This is a genomic window from Amycolatopsis sp. NPDC104863 (assembly GCF_055582965.1).
The window spans coordinates 1538767-1553751 of sequence record NZ_JBVJOW010000001.1; the positions used below are offsets into that span (position 1 = coordinate 1538767).

The following is a 14985-nucleotide window of genomic DNA, read 5'->3' on the forward strand; positions in this document are numbered from 1 at the left end:
GCGCTCTTGACGACTTCCGGAAGGCGACTCCTTGACACACCAGCTCATCCAGGCCTTCCGGCGGGTCGGCCGGACCGACCGCGCCCTGATGCGGCGCAGCGCCGCGCTGCCGGCGACGAAGGCCGACGACGCGCTGATGGCGCTGTCGAGATCGGCGAACAAGTCCCGCCTGTGGTGGGGGGTCGCCGCGGTGCTGGCCACGCGCAAGGGCGCGCCCCGCCGCGCGGCGCTGCGAGGCGTCGTCGCGATCGCCGGGGCCAGCGCCGCCGCCAACCTGATCGGGAAGCCCCTGTTCCCCCGCCGCCGTCCGGCCGAGGAGGAGGTGCCCATGCACCGCCGCCTGCGGAAACGCCCGACGTCGTCCTCGTTCCCCTCTGGCCACTCCGCCTCGGCCGCGGCCTTCGTGACGGCGGTGGCGATGGAGTCGCCGCGCGCCGGTCTCGCGGTGGCCCCCCTCGCGCTCGCCGTCGCCTATTCTCGCGTCCACACCGGCGTCCACTGGCCCTCCGACGTCGGGGTCGGCCTGGGCATCGGGGTCGGCGTCGGCCTGGCGACCCGGCACTGGTGGCCGCTGCACGACGACGTCCCGGCCCGCACCGCCCACGACGCGGACGCGCCCGAGATGGTCGACGGCGACGACATGCTCGTGCTGGTCAACCCGAAGTCCGGCATCGACGGCCAGGACCCGACCGAGGACGCCAGGCACGCCTGGCCCAAGGCCGAGATCCTCCACCCGGACCCCGACCAGGACCTGATCGCCCAGCTCGAGAGCGAGATCGACGCCCGCGGGACGGTCCGCGCGCTCGGCGTGGCGGGCGGTGACGGCACCGTGGCCGCGGTCGCCGCGGTCGCCGCGGAGCGCGACCTGCCGCTGGCGCTGATCCCGGCGGGCACGCTCAACCACTTCGCCCGCGACGTGGGTGTCAGTTCCATGGTCGACGCGGACGAGGCGACCGAGATCGGCAACGCCGTCGGCATCGACCTCGGCGAAGTCGAGATCAAGGAGGCGGACGGCGACACGGCGCACCGCTGGTTCGTCAACACCGCGAGCCTCGGCGGCTACCCGGAGATGGTCCGGCTGCGCGAGAAGCTGCAGGAAAAGCACCCCAAGTGGCCCTCGGCCGCGATCGCGCTGACCCGGACGCTGCGGCACGCCAAGCCGCTGACCGTGCGCCTCAACGGCAAGCTCACCCAGGTCTGGCTCCTGTTCGTCGGCAACGGCACGTACGCCCCGAAGGGCTTCGCGCCCAGCCGTCGGCCCGCTCTCGACACCGGTCTGCTCGACGTCCGTTACCTGCGCGCCGACCTGCCCTACTCGCGGGCTCGGTTCCTGCTGGCGATGGTCACCCGCACCCTCGCGGCCAGCCACGTCTACCAGGAGCTCGATGTGGCCGAGCTGGACGTCGAGCTGCTGGACGGGCACCGGCGCGTCGCCACCGACGGCGAGGTGGGCCCGCTCGGCAACCGGTTCCGCTTCCGGTCCCGGCCCAGCGCCCTCACCATCTACCGCCTTTAATCTTTCTTTACTTTTTCTCAACAAACCCACAGCCACCCCTGGCTAGCGTCTTGATCGAGATGCGGGCAACCCTGCCCGCATCTCGGCGACGAACGGGGTGGGATGGATCTGGCGAGCGTGGTGCACCGGGCCGCCACCGACCCCGTGCTGCCCGGTGACGTCACCGCCCGCGCCCGGGACCTCGGGCCGCTCGAGTCGCCGTTCATCTGGCTCGGCCTCGCCTCGGCCGCCGTCGCCGTCCTCGCCGTGGTCGTCGCGCTCGCGCACCGGCGGCGGGTGCGGCGCTGGGGACTCACGGCGTTCGGCGTCCTCCTGCTGCTCGCGGCGGTCACTGCCCTGAACAGCTACGTCGGGTACGTGCGCACCTCCGACGACCTGGCCCGCCTGCTGCAGCGCGGCCCCGGCGTCGCCAACCTCGCCGGCCGCCTGCTCGACGACGGCAAGGAAGCACCGTCGGCACCGCACGCCTCGGGAGGCACCGCGGCCGCCGGGCAGCGGATCGACGTCCTGAACCTGCCCGACCCCGCGCACGGCGTGCCGTCGGGCAGCAACTACGTCGTCCTGCCGCCCGGGTACGCCGCCGACACCGCCCGCCGGTACCCGGTCGTCTACCTGATCCACGGCTACCCGTTCGGCGGCCCGCGCGACTGGCTGACCTCGGGTGACGCGCCCGGCACGCTGCTCGCGCTGCAGCAGGCCGGCGTCATCGCGCCGATGATCGTGGTGAGCGTCGACCTGACCGCGGGCAACCCGGCCACGGACTGGGAGTGCCTCGACGTCCCCGGCGGTCCGCAGCTGGAGACCTACCTCGCGAAAACGGTCGTCCCGGCGGTCGACCAGCGCTACCGCACCCTCGCCGACCGCGGCCACCGGGCGCTGGGCGGCATGTCCGGCGGCGGCTTCGGGGCCCTCAACATCGGCCTCCACCACGTCGACGAGTTCGCCACCCTGCTGATCGCCCTGCCGTACGACGACCTCAACGACTCCGTCGGCGTCCTGAACGGCGACCGGGCCGCGATCGCGGCCAACACCCCGCGCCGCTACCTGCCCACGATGAAGTTCTCCGCGCCGATCTCGGTGATGCTGGCCGTCGGCACCGGCGCGCCCACCGACGTCACGACGGCCCACCGGATCGCCGACGCCCTGCGCGCCCGCGGCCAGAACGCCGTGGTGCACGCCGAACGCGGGTTCAACCACACCTGGCACACCGCCCGGGCGACCCTGCCGTACCTGCTCGCGTTCGCCGACCAGGACTTCCGGGCCTCCCCCGCGACCTCCTGAAACCCGGTTGTGCCGTCCGGGACCCTGAGACATGGACCTCCCGACGCACTACGCCACCGGCCCCGCCGAAGCCGGCAGGCTCACCCGCACCCCGCACGGCCGCCTCGAGTACCTGCGCACCCAGGAACTGCTCCGGCGCTTCTTGCCCGGCCACGAACGGGTTCTCGACGTCGGGGGCGGCACCGGCGTCCACGCGGCCTGGCTCGCCGCCGACGGACATCCCGTCCACCTCGTCGACGTCGTCCCGGCCCACGTCGACCAGGCGGCGACGCTGCCCGGCGTCACCGCCGCGGTCGGCGACGCGCGTGACCTCGAAACGGCCGACGCCAGCTACGACGTCGTCCTGCTGTTCGGCCCGCTCTACCACCTCGTCGACGCCGGCGACCGCGCTCGCGCGCTGGCCGAGGCCCGGCGCGTGCTGCGCCCGGGCGGCCTGCTCGCGGCGGCCGGGATCAGCCGTTACCTCTCCCTGCTGGAAACCGGCGCCACCGGCACCCTCGGCCGCGTCGAACCGGTCCGCGCGGTCATCACCACCGGCGCGTACGACGCCCACGTCGGTTTTGTCCCCACGCACTGGCACACAGCGGACGAACTCCGCGACGAAGTCACCGAAGCGGGCTTCACCGGCACCGCCGTCTTCGGCGTCGAAGGGCCTTCGTGGCCCGCGCTCGACACGGCCGGGCTCTCCCGGTTCGACGACCTCGCCGAATCCGCCCTGCGCGCCGCCCGGATCGTCGAGCGGGACCCGCACCTCGTCAACGCCAGCGCGCACCTGCTCGCCGTCGCCCACCGGCCCGCATGACAAAGGCGGGGGCGCGGTCACCGACCACGCCCCCGCCTTCACCAAGTGCTACTCGCCTTCCGGCTTCTCCTCCGGCTCGTCACCCTGCGGGTCCGGCACCGGCAGCAACGTGTCCAGCGCCGTGCCCGTCAGCCTGCGGAACGAGCGGCGGGGCCGGTCGCGGTCCAGGACCGCCACCTCGAGCTTGATCGGGTCGGCCTCGCCGTTGCCGTTCGCCGACGAAGACGAAGCGGACGAAGACGACGAGGTGCCCGCCGACGAAGACGCCGTCGTCGACGGCTGGATCGGCGTGCGCAGGGCCGCCACGGCCACGCCCAGGGCCGCCTGCAGGTCCAGGCCGTCCTCGAACGTCTCCTTCAGCTTCGCCGCGATCTTCTCGTTCTGGCCGCCCATCACGATGTACTGCGGCTCGTCGAAGATGGACCCGTCGTAGGTCAGCCGGTACAGCTGGTCCTCCGCCGCGCTCGCGCCGACCTCCGCCACGCAGACCTCCACCTCGAACGGCTTCAGCTGCTCGGTGAAGATGCTGCCCAGCGTCGCCGCGTAGGCGTTCGCCAGCGCCCGGGCGCTGACGTCACGACGGTCGTACTGGTAGCCCTTGAGGTCCGCGTGCCGGATGCCCGCCACGCGCAGGTTCTCGAACTCGCTGTAGCGCCCGACCGCGGCGAACCCGATGCGGTCGTAGATCTCGGAAACCTTGTGCAGGGTCGCCGACGGGTTCTCGGCCACGAACAGCACGCCGCCCGCGTACTTCAGCACCACCACGCTCCGGCCGCGCGCGATGCCCTTGCGCGCCAGCTCGGAACGCTCCCGCATCAGCTGCTCGGGAGAGGCATACAACGGCATCGTCACGGTGTGCGCTCCACGTCTTCCGGTGTTGCAACGTTCATAGGTTCAGGCCCCGCGTCAGGAGAGCCGGCTCTGCTGGCGCTCGATCCGCCCGGCCACCACGGCCTCCGCGACGGCCGCAGTCTCCGACTCCGGCAGCTGCACGGCGCCGTGCTCCGCGGTGATCGTCACGACGCTCGGGAAGATCCGGCGCACCAGGTCCGGGCCGCCCGACGCGGTGTCGTCGTCCGCCGCGTCGTACAGCGCCTCGACCGCCACCCGCACCGCGCCTTCGACGTCGGCGTCCGGGTCGTGCAGCTTCTTCAGCGCCGACTTCGCGAACAGCGAACCCGAGCCGATGCCCGCGTAACCGCCGTTCTCCTCGTACCGGCCACCCGCGGCGTCGTACGAGACGATCCGGCCCGCGTGCTTGGCGTCCTCGGCTTCCAGGTCGTACCCGACGAACAGCGGGATCGCGGCCAGCCCGGCCATCGCCATCTCGAGGTTGGCCTTGACCATCCCGGCCAGCTTGTTCGTCTTGCCGTCCAGCGACAGCGAAACGCCCTCGATCTTCTCGTAGTGCGCGAGCTCCACCGCGTACAGCCGCACCATCTCCACGGCCAGCCCGGCCGTGCCCGCGATGCCGACCGCCGAATACTCGTCGGTGACGTGGACCTTTTCGATGTCGCGGCTCGCGATCAGGTTGCCCGACGTCGCCCGCCGGTCACCCGCGATCAGCACACCGCCCGCGAACGTCAGCGCGACGATCGTCGTGCCGTGCGGCACGCCGAGGTCACCGGCGCCGTTGCCCACCCGTCGCTCCGGAAGCAGCTCCGGCGCCTGTACCCGCAAGAAGTCCGAAAACGACGACGTCGCCGACGAGAAGTACGCGGCCGGCAGCGCGGGACCCGAGATGCCCCTGGTGTTGTCCATACGTGCTCAAAAATCCCATCTGTGCGGGCCGCGACCCCACGCCCGGCGACCCGGCCCACCCGGACCACGGTCACCACCACGCAGGGCCCCGGCCGGCGGCTGAACGGTCGGCAAGGGCGCGGACGCCCTGGGCGGCTACTCGCCGCCCTTCTGCACGTAGGCCCGGACGAAGTCCTCGGCGTTCTCTTCGAGCACGTCGTCGATCTCGTCGAGGATCGTGTCCACGTCCTCGCCGAGCTTCTCGCGCCGCTCCTGACCCGCCGCGCCGGTGTCGTCGAACTCCTCGTCGGAGTCGCCGCCGCCGTGCTTTTCGATCTTTTCCTGGGCCATCTCGCCTCCCGGTGTGGCTGATGTTTCCTAGCCTACCCAGCGGCCCCGACATTCGGGGTCACGCCGCCATCGCTGGTGCGTCCCGCCTAGTCCGAACCGGTGAGCGCCTCCACCAGGTCTTCCGCCGTCGCCGACTCGTCCAGCAGCTTGCCGACGTGCGCCTTCGTCCCCCGCAACGGCTCCAGGGTCGGGATCCGGACCAGCGACTCCTTGCCGACGTCGAAGATGACCGAATCCCACGACGCCGCCGCGATCGAGGTCGCGTACTTCTCCAGCGCCCGGCCCCGGAAGTAGGCCCGCGTGTCCGACGGCGGGGTCGTCACTGCGGCCAGCACCTCTTCCTCGGTCACCAGCCGCTTCATCGACCCGCGCGTGACCAGCCGGTTGTACAGGCCCTTCGCCAGCCGAACGTCCGAGTACTGCAGGTCGACCAGCCGCAGCCGCGGCGCGCCCCAGGCCAGGCTGTCGCGCTGCCGGTAGCCCTCGAGCAGCCGCAGCTTCGCCGGCCAGTCCAGCCGGTCCGCGCACTCCTGCGGGTCGCGCGCCAGCGCGTCCAGCACCTCGCCCCAGACCCGCAGGACCTCCTTGGACGCCTGGTCGGCGTCCGTGCGGTCCAGGTTCTGGGAGACGATCTCGTGGTAGGCGAACTGCAGGTCCAGCCCGGTGTACTTGCGGCCGTTCGCCAGCGCGACCTTCGCCTTCAGCGTCGGGTCGTGGCTGATCTGGTGCACCGCCCGCACCGGCTCGTCCAGCTTCAGGTCGTCGAACCGGATCCCGGACTCGATGAGGTCCAGGATCAGCGCCGTCGTCCCGACCTTCAGGTAGGTCGAGTACTCCGACATGTTCGCGTCACCGATGATGACGTGCAGCCGGCGGTACTTGTCCGCGTCCGCGTGCGGCTCGTCGCGGGTGTTGATGATCCCGCGCTTCAGCGTGGTCTCCAGGCCGACCTCGACCTCGATGTAGTCCGCACGCTGGGAGAGCTGGAACCCGGCCTCTTCGCTCTGCTGGCCGATCCCGACCCGGCCCGAGCCGGTCACCACCTGCCGCGACACGAAGAACGGCGTCAGCCCGGCGATGATCGCGGTGAACGGCGTCGAGCGCGCGCACAGGTAGTTCTCGTGCGTGCCGTAGCTGGCGCCCTTGCCGTCGACGTTGTTCTTGTACAGCTGCAGCTGGGGCTGGCCGGGCACGGACGCCGCCTTGAGCGCGGCCTCCTCCATCACCCGTTCGCCGGCCTTGTCCCAGATGACCGCGTCGCGCGCGTTCGTCACCTCGGGCGCCGAGTACTCCGGGTGCGCGTGGTCGACGTACAGCCGCGCCCCGTTGGTCAGGATGACGTTCGCCGCGCCCAGGTCCTCGACGTCGGGGTCGTGGCCCGGCCCGCCGGGGCCGGTCAGGTCGAACCCGCGCGCGTCCCGCAGCGGGGACTCCACCTCGTAGTCCCACCGCGCGCGCCGGGCGCGCGGGATGTCCGCCGCCGCCGCGTAGGCCAGCACGACCTGGGTCGAGGTGAGTACCGGGTTCGCCGTCGCGTCGCCCGGCACGGAGATGCCGTACTCGACTTCGGTTCCCATGATCCGCCGCATGTCCACCACCCTACGGGGTCGCCCTAGTGGAACGATGCACCCATGCCAGGCAGTGACGAACTCGTTGCCCTCTATGACCAGGCCGGCTCCGAAGTGGGCACGACCACCCGCTCCCGGGTCCGCGCGGAGGGCCTGTGGCACGCCGCCGGCGTCGTGCTGGTCCGTTCGGGTGACGGAAGCGCGGTTTACGTGCACCTGCGCACGCCGGAAAAGGACGTGTTCCCGTCCACCTGGGACTGCTGGGCCGGCGGGGTGGTCGCGGCCGGCGAGTCACCGGCCGGGTGCGCCCGCCGCGAACTGGCCGAAGAGCTCGGCGTCCACGGGGTGGAACCCGTTCCGCTGTTCACGAAGGTCTACGACGACGGCCGCAACCGCTGCCACAACTTCGCCTTCGAAGTCCGCTGGGACGGCCCGATCCACCACCAGGCCGAAGAGATCGTCGAAGGCCGCTGGATCCCGCTCGAAGAGCTGCGCGCCTGGATCGACGACCCGGCGCCGGAACTGCCCTTCATCCCCGACGGCCGTGAAGGCGTCCAGGAGTGGTTCCGCCGCTACGGCTGAGCCGTCAGCTTCGCGGCCATCGCGGGCAGCAGCCGCTTCGCCGCGTCGATCGCGCGCGCCGCGGTGCTCGCCGACACGGTCAGCCCGGACACCAGCGTTCCCTTGGCCAGCAACACCGTGCACGTCTTGCCCTCGCACCAGGCGCGCTGGCGCTCGACCCCCGGCTGGGCCGGCACGTCCACCGGCTCCCCGGTGCACACCGTCTTCGCCACGACGTCCGCGCCCGGCTGGTCCGGGTAGACGGCGACCCGGTGCCGCAGCTCCGACCCGCTCGGGTAGCGCCAGCTCGCTGTCCGGCTGGCGACCGACGTCTCCTCGGAGAGGCAACCCGACGCCGCGCCCGACCCGGGCTGCACCCCTTCCTCCGCGACGTCCGCGTCGGTCAGCAGCGCCCGCTCGGCGAGCAACCCGGCGTCCGGCGCCGCCGGCGTCACCGGAGCCGTCCTCGCGGCGGGGGCCGGGGCTGCCGTCGTGGGCGGGGCGACGGTGGCCGTGGGAGCCGGATCGTCGTAGTACGTCTCGAGGTTGTTCGGGTCGGGTCCGTCGCAGCCGGTCAGGCCGACCAACGCGACCGCGGCCAAGGCAACCACCTGGCGATGACGCACCTGCTCCGGCCTCCCGTTGTCCGTCCGTGCCTGCGAAGGGTAGTGCAGCCCGTCAGTGCCACCCCAAAGAGGACCGGTGTCGCCAGTACTCCCCTGCATCCTCCGCCAGCCCGGCCAGCGCCGCTTCCTCGTCTGTGCTCAGGGAAAGCGTGGTGGCGGCCAGGTTCGCGGCCAGCTGGGCCGGGCTCGCCGGCCCGATGACGGCGGTGTCGGCCCAGCCCTGCGCGAGCACCGCCGCCACGGCGACCGCGTCCGGCCCGGTCCCGTGCGCCTCGGCGATGTCGGCCACGACCCGCGGCGCTTCGACGGCGAGCCGGCCGTTGGCCAGGGTTTCCTTGACCAGCACCCGGTTCCCGGCCGCGTGCGCCGCGGCCAGCGCGGGCCCGGCGGACGACTCGAGGACGTTCCAGGTGGACTGCACGGCCGAAAACACCGGCCGCCCGGCCACTTCCAGCGCGAACGCCCGCTCGATCGCCGCCGCCTGCGCCGGCCCGGACGTCGAGAACCCGACCGCGACCCCGTTCGCCGAAAGCTCGGCCAATGCCTCGAGCAACGGCTCGTCGCCGAACAGCGGACTGTCCACAGTGAGCGAATGGACCTGGTAGAGGCTCACCCGATCTCCCAGCAGCGCCAGGGTTTCCGCCCACTGCGCCGCGAACCGCGCGGCCGAGTGCTCCTTCACCTCGTGCACCTCGGCGTCGAGGCGCCAGCCGCCGACGTAGGCGTAACCCCACTTGCTCGAGACGACGACGTCGGTGTGCCCGCGCTCGTCGAGCCAGCCGGCGAGGAACTCCTCCGAAAGCCCGTAGGACCGGGCGACGTCGACCCGCCGGACACCGGCGCTGTAGGCGTCGTCGAGGACGGTGAACGTCGCGGCCCGCATCGACTCGACGTCGCGCACCTTCGGCAGCGCGTCGTCACGGCCGAGGTTGATGTAGGCGGGGCGGCCGAGCGCCGCCAGCCCGAGGGCGATGCGGTTCACGCCGTCTGCTTGTGCCGGAGGATGGCGAGCCACTGACCGGAGTTCTGGGCCTGCCGGTGGAGCTTCTCGAGCCGCGCGGCCGGGGCCCGGACGTACCCCTTGCCGAAGACCGGGGCGATCTGACGGAGGCTCGCGCCGCCTTCGCGGGCGGCGAGCAGCGCCCAGTCGGACGCGTCGGCGCAGGCCGCGGAAGCGCGGCGGAGCTCGCCCAGGATGTCGATGAGGTCCTGGGCGGGGACCTCCCCCGCCTCGACGGCGGCGGCGGTCGTCTCCAGCCAGGCCAGGACGTCGGACTCGGTGATGGGCGCGCGGGGCCGCCGGCTTTCTTCGCTCACAGCCGGTGAGTATAGGTCGTTATACGTCGATATACTCGGTGGCAGCCATGACGACACGCGCCGAATCCCAGCCGGAGGTCGAGCAGCTGCTCGACGTCTTCAAGGCGCTCGCGAACCCGGTGCGGCTGCAGGTGCTGCAGTGGCTGCGTGAGCCCGCGAAGCACTTTCCCGTGGAGCGGGCCATCGCCGACCCGGTCGAGGTCGGCGTCTGCGTGAGCCACATCCAGGAGAAGACGGGGCTCGCGCAGTCGACGGTGTCGGCGTACATGGCCGAGCTGCAGCGCGCCGGTCTGGTGCGCGCGACCCGCGTAGGCAAGTGGACGCACTACAAGCGTGACGAAGCCCGGATCGCCTCGCTCGTCGCCGTGCTGGGCCGCTCTCTCTGACCACTCCCCTCCCCTGTCGCCGGGATCGCCCGTTGACTCATATCGTAAATCTGCGATACTTCGATGCATGAACAAGCCGCGGCTCGGCCGCTACGGGATCTGGACGTTCGACTTCGAGGATCAGCCGGCGAGCCTGATCCGGGACTCCGTGCAGGAGCTGGAAGGGCTCGGCTGGCCGGCCGTCTGGATCCCGGAGACCACCGGCCGGGAAGCCCTGACCCACGCCGGGTTCCTGCTGTCGGTCACCGAGCGCCTCGCCGTCGTCAACGGGATCGCGCAGATCTGGTCGCGCGGACCGCGCTGGACCCACGGCGCGGCCCTGCTGCTGGCCGACGCGTACCCGGACCGCCACCTGCTCGGACTGGGCTTCGGCGGCGGGAAAACCGACGCGAAGCCCCTTCAGGCGATGAACGACTACCTCGACGAGCTGGACGCCGTCACGAGTCCCAACCCCGAGCCGCGGACGCCGATCCGGCGGCTGCTCGCCGCGTACGGCCCGAAGATGCTGGAGCTGGCCCGGGACCGGTCGGCGGGCGCGCACACCTACCACGTGACCCCGGAACACACTGCCCAGGCGCGGGAGGTCCTGGGCGCGGAGTCGTTCCTCGGCGTCGAGCACGCCGTCCTCTTCGAGACGGACGCGGCCAAGGCGCGGGAGATCGCCCGCGGCCACCTGCACCGGTACCTCACCTCGCCGTACAACGTCGCGAAGTTCCGGCGGCTCGGCTACACCGAAGCGGACATCGACGGCGGCCGCGGCAGCGACCGGCTCGTGGACGACCTGGTGTTCTGGGGTGACGTCGACACGATCACCGGCAAGCTGCACGCCCACCTCGACGCGGGCGCCGACCACGTGGGCGTCCAGGTCATCGGCGTCGCGCCGGGCACCTCGGCCATGCCGCAGTGGCGGCGGCTGACCGAGGCGCTGCTACCGGCCGGGGCCGTCGTGTAGGCCGAACCGCGCGGTGCAATGCCAGACGCGCTTGAGGACCTGGGGATCGTGCCGGCCGGCGCGCACGGCTTCGCCGATGACCCGCGCGTCGAGCCAGCCGTCCTCGGCGATCTCCACACCGGCGCGGACGACGTCTTCACCGCGAAAGTCGGCGTGTTCGGCCAGCAGCGCGGTCGAGAGCCGGAACCCGTGGTGCCAGTACGCCGGGAACGGCAGGGCGGCGGCCGCCGCTTCGATGTCGGTGCCCCGGAACGCCGGGTCCAGCACCAGCGCCTCGACGTCGTTCGCGAGCACGAGCGGACCGTGGACGTGGGCTTCGATGTGGTCGTCGAGCTCGTCCTGGTGGTCGGCTTCGGCGAGCGGCAGCAGCGGCAGGTGCGCCGCCGTGCCGAAGTCTTCGGGCTCGGCGAAGCTGTCCGGGTAGCAGAACGTCGTCCGCCGCAGCACTTCCCGCTTCAGCCGAAGGTGCGAGGAGCCGAACCGGACGGACCCGCCCGCCGGGCGGCGGCGGTAGTTGAGCGAGCCGTACTTCGGCCGGGCCGACGGCGGCAGGGCGTCGTAGGCGCCACCGAAGATGCGGTGCTCCCAGCGCCAGCGGTCGCCGCCGGGGTACGCCGTCAAGCCGCCGTTGCTCGTGCCCGTCTCGAACTGCGAGCGGTAGACGCCGTCGGTGGCCCAGTGCCGCAGCAGCGGCACCTCCCCCACGAGCCGGTCCGGGTGGAAGTGGACGGTGACGTCCAGGTCCTCCGGCAGCGGCGGGCCCTCGACCCGGCCCGCGACGTGCCGGACGGCTCGTGCCCACGCTTCTTCTCCGGTCCCCCTGGCCATGCGTCTCAGCCTACCCGGGCGGTATAGGGCGTTATACACACAGAACGACGTCCGAAACCCGCTGGCTCCGCGGGTGGTCCGCCAGCTTGACTGCGGCCATGCGGTTCGGTGGGTTCGGGGTCACGGTGCGGTTCGCGCTGCTGGCCGTCGTGTGGGGTGCGAGTTTCCTGTTCATCAAGGTCGGGCTCGGCGGGCTTTCCCCCGCCCAGGTCGCCCTGGCCCGCGTCGCGCTGGGCGCGCTGGCGCTGGGCTTCGTCCTGGCGGTGCGCCGGCGGCCACTCCCCCGGGATCCCGTGCTGTGGGGCCATCTCGCGGTCGTGTCGGTGCTGCTCTGCGTGGTGCCGTTCCTGCTGTTCTCGTGGGCGGAACAGTACATTTCGTCCGGTTTGGCCAGCATCTTCAACGCGACGACACCGCTGATCACGATGCTGCTCGCCGCCGCGGCGCTGCCCGAGGAACGGTTCACGCCGCCACGGGTGCTCGGCCTGCTGCTCGGTTTCCTCGGGGTGCTCACGATCGTCGGCGTGTGGCAGGGCGTCGACGTCTCCCACCAGCTGACCGCGCAGCTCGCCTGCCTCGGCGCCACCACGTGTTACGGCGCGTGTTTCGTCTACATGCGCCGGTTCGTCTCGCCCCGCGGGGTGGATCCGGTGGTCGTCGCGTTCGGGCAGACCGGCTCCGCGACGGTCATCCTCGCCCTGCTGGCCCCGGCGATCGCCGCCACGCCGGTGCACCTCGACCTGGCGGTGGTGGCGAGCATGCTCGCGCTCGGGGTCTTCGGCACCGGCATCGCCTACGCGTGGAACGTCCGGATCATCGCGGCCTGGGGCGCCGCCAACGCCTCCGCGGTGACCTACCTCACACCGGTCGTCGGCGTCCTGCTCGGTGTGGTCGTGCTGGGCGAGCCGGTGAGCTGGAACCAGCCCGCCGGCGCGGTGCTCGTGGTGCTGGGCATCCTCGCCGCGCACGGCCGCCTGCGCCGGACGGCGAAACCCGTGCCCGAAGCCGAACTGGTCCGGGACTAGAGACGCCGATGGGGCGGTCGCCGAAGCGGCCGCCCCATCGTGCGCAGCGAACTACAGGTACTGACCGGTGTTCGTGGCGGTGTCGATCGCCCGCCCCGAGTCCTGGTTCTTGCCGGTGACGAGCGTGCGGATGTAGACGATCCGCTCGCCCTTCTTGCCGGAGATCCGGGCCCAGTCGTCCGGGTTGGTGGTGTTGGGCAGGTCCTCGTTCTCCGCGAACTCGTCGACGATCGCGTCCAGCAGGTGCTGCACGCGCAGGCCGGGCTGGTTGGTCTCCAGCACGGACTTGATGGCCGACTTCTTCGCCCGGTCCACGATGTTCTGGATCATCGCGCCCGAGTTGAAGTCACGGAAGTACAGGACCTCCTTGTCCCCGTTGGCGTAGGTCACCTCGAGGAACCGGTTCTCGTCGCTCTCCTCGTACATGCGCTCGACCGTGTGCTGGATCATCGCGTCGAACGTCGCCTTCGAGTCCCCGCCGAACTCGGCGAGGTCGTCGGCGTGGATCGGCAGACCCTCGGCCAGGTACTTGGAGAAGATGTCCTTCGCGCCTTCGGCGTCCGGACGCTCGATCTTGATCTTGACGTCGAGCCGGCCCGGCCGCAGGATCGCCGGGTCGATCATGTCTTCGCGGTTGGAGGCGCCGATGACGATGACGTTCTCCAGGCCTTCGACACCGTCGATCTCCGACAGCAGCTGGGGCACGATCGTGGTCTCCACGTCGGACGAGACGCCCGAGCCACGGGTCCGGAAGATCGAGTCCATCTCGTCGAAGAACACGATCACCGGGGTGCCCTCGGAGGCCTTCTCCCGCGCCCGCTGGAAGATCAGGCGGATGTGCCGCTCGGTCTCCCCGACGAACTTGTTGAGCAGCTCGGGACCCTTGATGTTCAGGAAGTAGGACTTCCCGTCCTCGTTGTCGCCCCGCGCCGCCGCCACCTTCTTGGCCAGCGAGTTCGCGACCGCCTTGGCGATGAGCGTCTTGCCGCAGCCCGGCGGGCCGTAGAGCAGGACGCCCTTGGGCGGGCGCAGCTGGTACTCCTGGTACAGGTCGGCGTGCAGGAACGGCAGCTCGACCGCGTCCCTGATCTGCTCGATCTGCCGGGTGAGGCCACCGATGTCCTCGTAGCGGACGTCGGGCACCTCCTCCAGCACCAGGTCTTCGACCTCCGCCTTCGGCACGCGCTCGTACGCGTAACCGGCCTTGGAGTCGACCAGCAGCGAGTCGCCCGGCTTGAGCGGCTGCTCGGCCAGCAGATCGGAGAGCAGGACCACCCGCTCCTCGTCCGCGTGCCCGACCACCAGCGCCCGCGGGCTCGCGCCCTCGGAGTCCGGTGCGAGCACCTCACGCAGCGCGCACACCTCGCCGGTGCGCTCGAAGCCGCCGCCCTCGACCACGGTGAGCGCCTCGTTGAGCCGCAGCGCCTGGCCACGACGCAGCGAAGAGACCTCGACCGCGGGCGAAACCGACACCCGCATCTTGCGGCCCGCCGTGAAGACGTCCACCGTGTTGTCCTCGTACGCCTCCACGAAGACGCCGTACCCGGACGGTGGCTGGGCCAGCCGGTCGACCTCCTCGCGCAGCGCGAGGAGCTGTCCCCGGGCTTCACGCAGGGTTTCGACCAGTTTGGTGTTCCGCTCGGTGAGCTGGCTCACCCTTTCCGAGGCCTCGGCGAGTCGTTGTTCGAGAACTCGGTTCTGCCGTGGCGAGTCGGTCAGTTTGCGGCGCAGCAGCGCCACTTCCTCCTCGAGAAAACGGATCTGCCGAGCCTGCTCGTCCGCCGTCGTCCCAGCTCCGGATGTTGCTGAAGGGTCGGCCTCCTCGCGCCGACCTCCGGGAAGGTCATGATGCATCGGGCACCTCCTCGGAGTGCTTTTCATTCCACGGTACCGGCGATCACCGACAAGAAAAGGCCTTTCCGGATCACAAGATCGGCGCGTCGCGGTTTCAGCACCTCGTCCAGCACGGACATTCCCGCAGCACAAGGGGCCATTTGTGTGCCGTGGCCCTGGCGTGTCGCGGGGTCATCCT

16 protein-coding genes are annotated in these 14985 nt (G+C 71.4%); 7 read left to right on the forward strand and 9 right to left on the reverse strand.

The annotated features are described in order from the left end of the window. Window positions 1–88: 88 nt before the first annotated feature. The 3 genes from ACZ63J_RS06805 to ACZ63J_RS06815 all read left to right on the forward strand — a co-directional run bounded on the left by ACZ63J_RS06805 (window position 89) and on the right by ACZ63J_RS06815 (window position 3599). Window positions 89–1516, forward strand: coding sequence for a phosphatase PAP2 family protein (locus tag ACZ63J_RS06805; RefSeq protein WP_465339822.1), 1428 nt, complete (start codon window positions 89–91; stop codon window positions 1514–1516). A gap of 102 nt (window positions 1517–1618) precedes the next feature. Continuing rightward, a complete protein-coding gene (locus ACZ63J_RS06810) occupies window positions 1619–2797 on the forward strand; it encodes an alpha/beta hydrolase (protein ID WP_465339611.1) in 1179 nt (392 codons plus the stop codon). Between the two features lie 31 nt (window positions 2798–2828). Continuing rightward, the gene (locus tag ACZ63J_RS06815) at window positions 2829–3599 is read left to right on the forward strand and encodes a class I SAM-dependent methyltransferase (RefSeq protein WP_465398410.1); all 771 of its coding nucleotides are present in this window, start codon (window positions 2829–2831) and stop codon (window positions 3597–3599) included. Between the two features lie 48 nt (window positions 3600–3647). Here the strand turns inward: ACZ63J_RS06815 and prcA are convergent, their stop codons facing one another. The 4 genes from prcA to dop form a co-directional block, all read right to left on the reverse strand. Next, complete coding sequence (gene prcA, locus ACZ63J_RS06820) at window positions 3648–4451, reverse strand: proteasome subunit alpha (RefSeq protein WP_465398411.1); 804 nt, start codon at window positions 4449–4451, stop codon at window positions 3648–3650. Window positions 4452–4505: 54 nt separating this feature from the next. Further along, a complete protein-coding gene (prcB, locus tag ACZ63J_RS06825) occupies window positions 4506–5360 on the reverse strand; it encodes a proteasome subunit beta (RefSeq protein WP_465305113.1) in 855 nt (284 codons plus the stop codon). Window positions 5361–5495: 135 nt separating this feature from the next. Then, window positions 5496–5690 (reverse strand): ubiquitin-like protein Pup, encoded by a 195-nt coding sequence (locus tag ACZ63J_RS06830; protein ID WP_013226725.1) that lies wholly within the window; start codon window positions 5688–5690, stop codon window positions 5496–5498. Window positions 5691–5776: 86 nt separating this feature from the next. After that, entirely contained in the window at window positions 5777–7279 is a 1503-nt protein-coding gene (gene dop / locus ACZ63J_RS06835) for a depupylase/deamidase Dop (RefSeq protein ID WP_465305115.1), read from the reverse strand. 42 nt (window positions 7280–7321) lie between these two features. Here dop and ACZ63J_RS06840 point away from each other — a divergent pair, with 42 nt between their 5' ends. Beyond that, a complete protein-coding gene (locus tag ACZ63J_RS06840; protein WP_465339615.1) occupies window positions 7322–7840 on the forward strand; it encodes an NUDIX domain-containing protein in 519 nt (172 codons plus the stop codon). Here the strand turns inward: ACZ63J_RS06840 and ACZ63J_RS06845 are convergent. The 3 genes from ACZ63J_RS06845 to ACZ63J_RS06855 form a co-directional block, all read right to left on the reverse strand. Further along, the gene (locus ACZ63J_RS06845; protein WP_465398412.1) at window positions 7831–8430 is read right to left on the reverse strand and encodes a hypothetical protein; all 600 of its coding nucleotides are present in this window, start codon (window positions 8428–8430) and stop codon (window positions 7831–7833) included. The genes ACZ63J_RS06840 and ACZ63J_RS06845 overlap by 10 nt on opposite strands. Window positions 8431–8497: 67 nt before the next feature. Further along, a complete protein-coding gene (locus ACZ63J_RS06850) occupies window positions 8498–9427 on the reverse strand; it encodes an aldo/keto reductase (RefSeq protein ID WP_465398413.1) in 930 nt (309 codons plus the stop codon). After that, window positions 9424–9762 (reverse strand): hypothetical protein, encoded by a 339-nt coding sequence (locus ACZ63J_RS06855; RefSeq protein ID WP_465305123.1) that lies wholly within the window; start codon window positions 9760–9762, stop codon window positions 9424–9426. Before ACZ63J_RS06855 ends, ACZ63J_RS06850 begins: the two co-directional genes overlap by 4 nt. 47 nt (window positions 9763–9809) lie before the next feature. On the opposite strand from ACZ63J_RS06855, the gene ACZ63J_RS06860 reads away from it, so the two are divergent. Continuing rightward, window positions 9810–10148: an ArsR/SmtB family transcription factor gene (locus tag ACZ63J_RS06860; RefSeq protein WP_465339620.1), complete on the forward strand. Its 339-nt coding sequence runs from the start codon at window positions 9810–9812 to the stop codon at window positions 10146–10148. 67 nt (window positions 10149–10215) lie between these two features. Further along, window positions 10216–11100 carry a TIGR03620 family F420-dependent LLM class oxidoreductase gene (locus ACZ63J_RS06865; RefSeq protein ID WP_465398414.1) on the forward strand — a complete coding sequence of 295 codons (885 nt, stop codon included), beginning with the start codon at window positions 10216–10218 and terminating at the stop codon, window positions 11098–11100. Here the strand turns inward: ACZ63J_RS06865 and ACZ63J_RS06870 are convergent. Beyond that, window positions 11077–11928: a DUF3626 domain-containing protein gene (locus tag ACZ63J_RS06870; protein WP_465398415.1), complete on the reverse strand. Its 852-nt coding sequence runs from the start codon at window positions 11926–11928 to the stop codon at window positions 11077–11079. The two genes, ACZ63J_RS06865 and ACZ63J_RS06870, sit on opposite strands and share 24 nt — an antisense overlap. A 98-nt stretch (window positions 11929–12026) precedes the next feature. On the opposite strand from ACZ63J_RS06870, the gene ACZ63J_RS06875 reads away from it, so the two are divergent. Continuing rightward, window positions 12027–12953 (forward strand): DMT family transporter, encoded by a 927-nt coding sequence (locus tag ACZ63J_RS06875; RefSeq protein WP_465398416.1) that lies wholly within the window; start codon window positions 12027–12029, stop codon window positions 12951–12953. A 51-nt stretch (window positions 12954–13004) separates the two neighbouring features. On the opposite strand, the gene arc is transcribed toward ACZ63J_RS06875, so the two are convergent. Then, the gene (gene arc, locus ACZ63J_RS06880; RefSeq protein WP_465305133.1) at window positions 13005–14807 is read right to left on the reverse strand and encodes a proteasome ATPase; all 1803 of its coding nucleotides are present in this window, start codon (window positions 14805–14807) and stop codon (window positions 13005–13007) included. Window positions 14808–14985 lie beyond the last annotated feature (178 nt).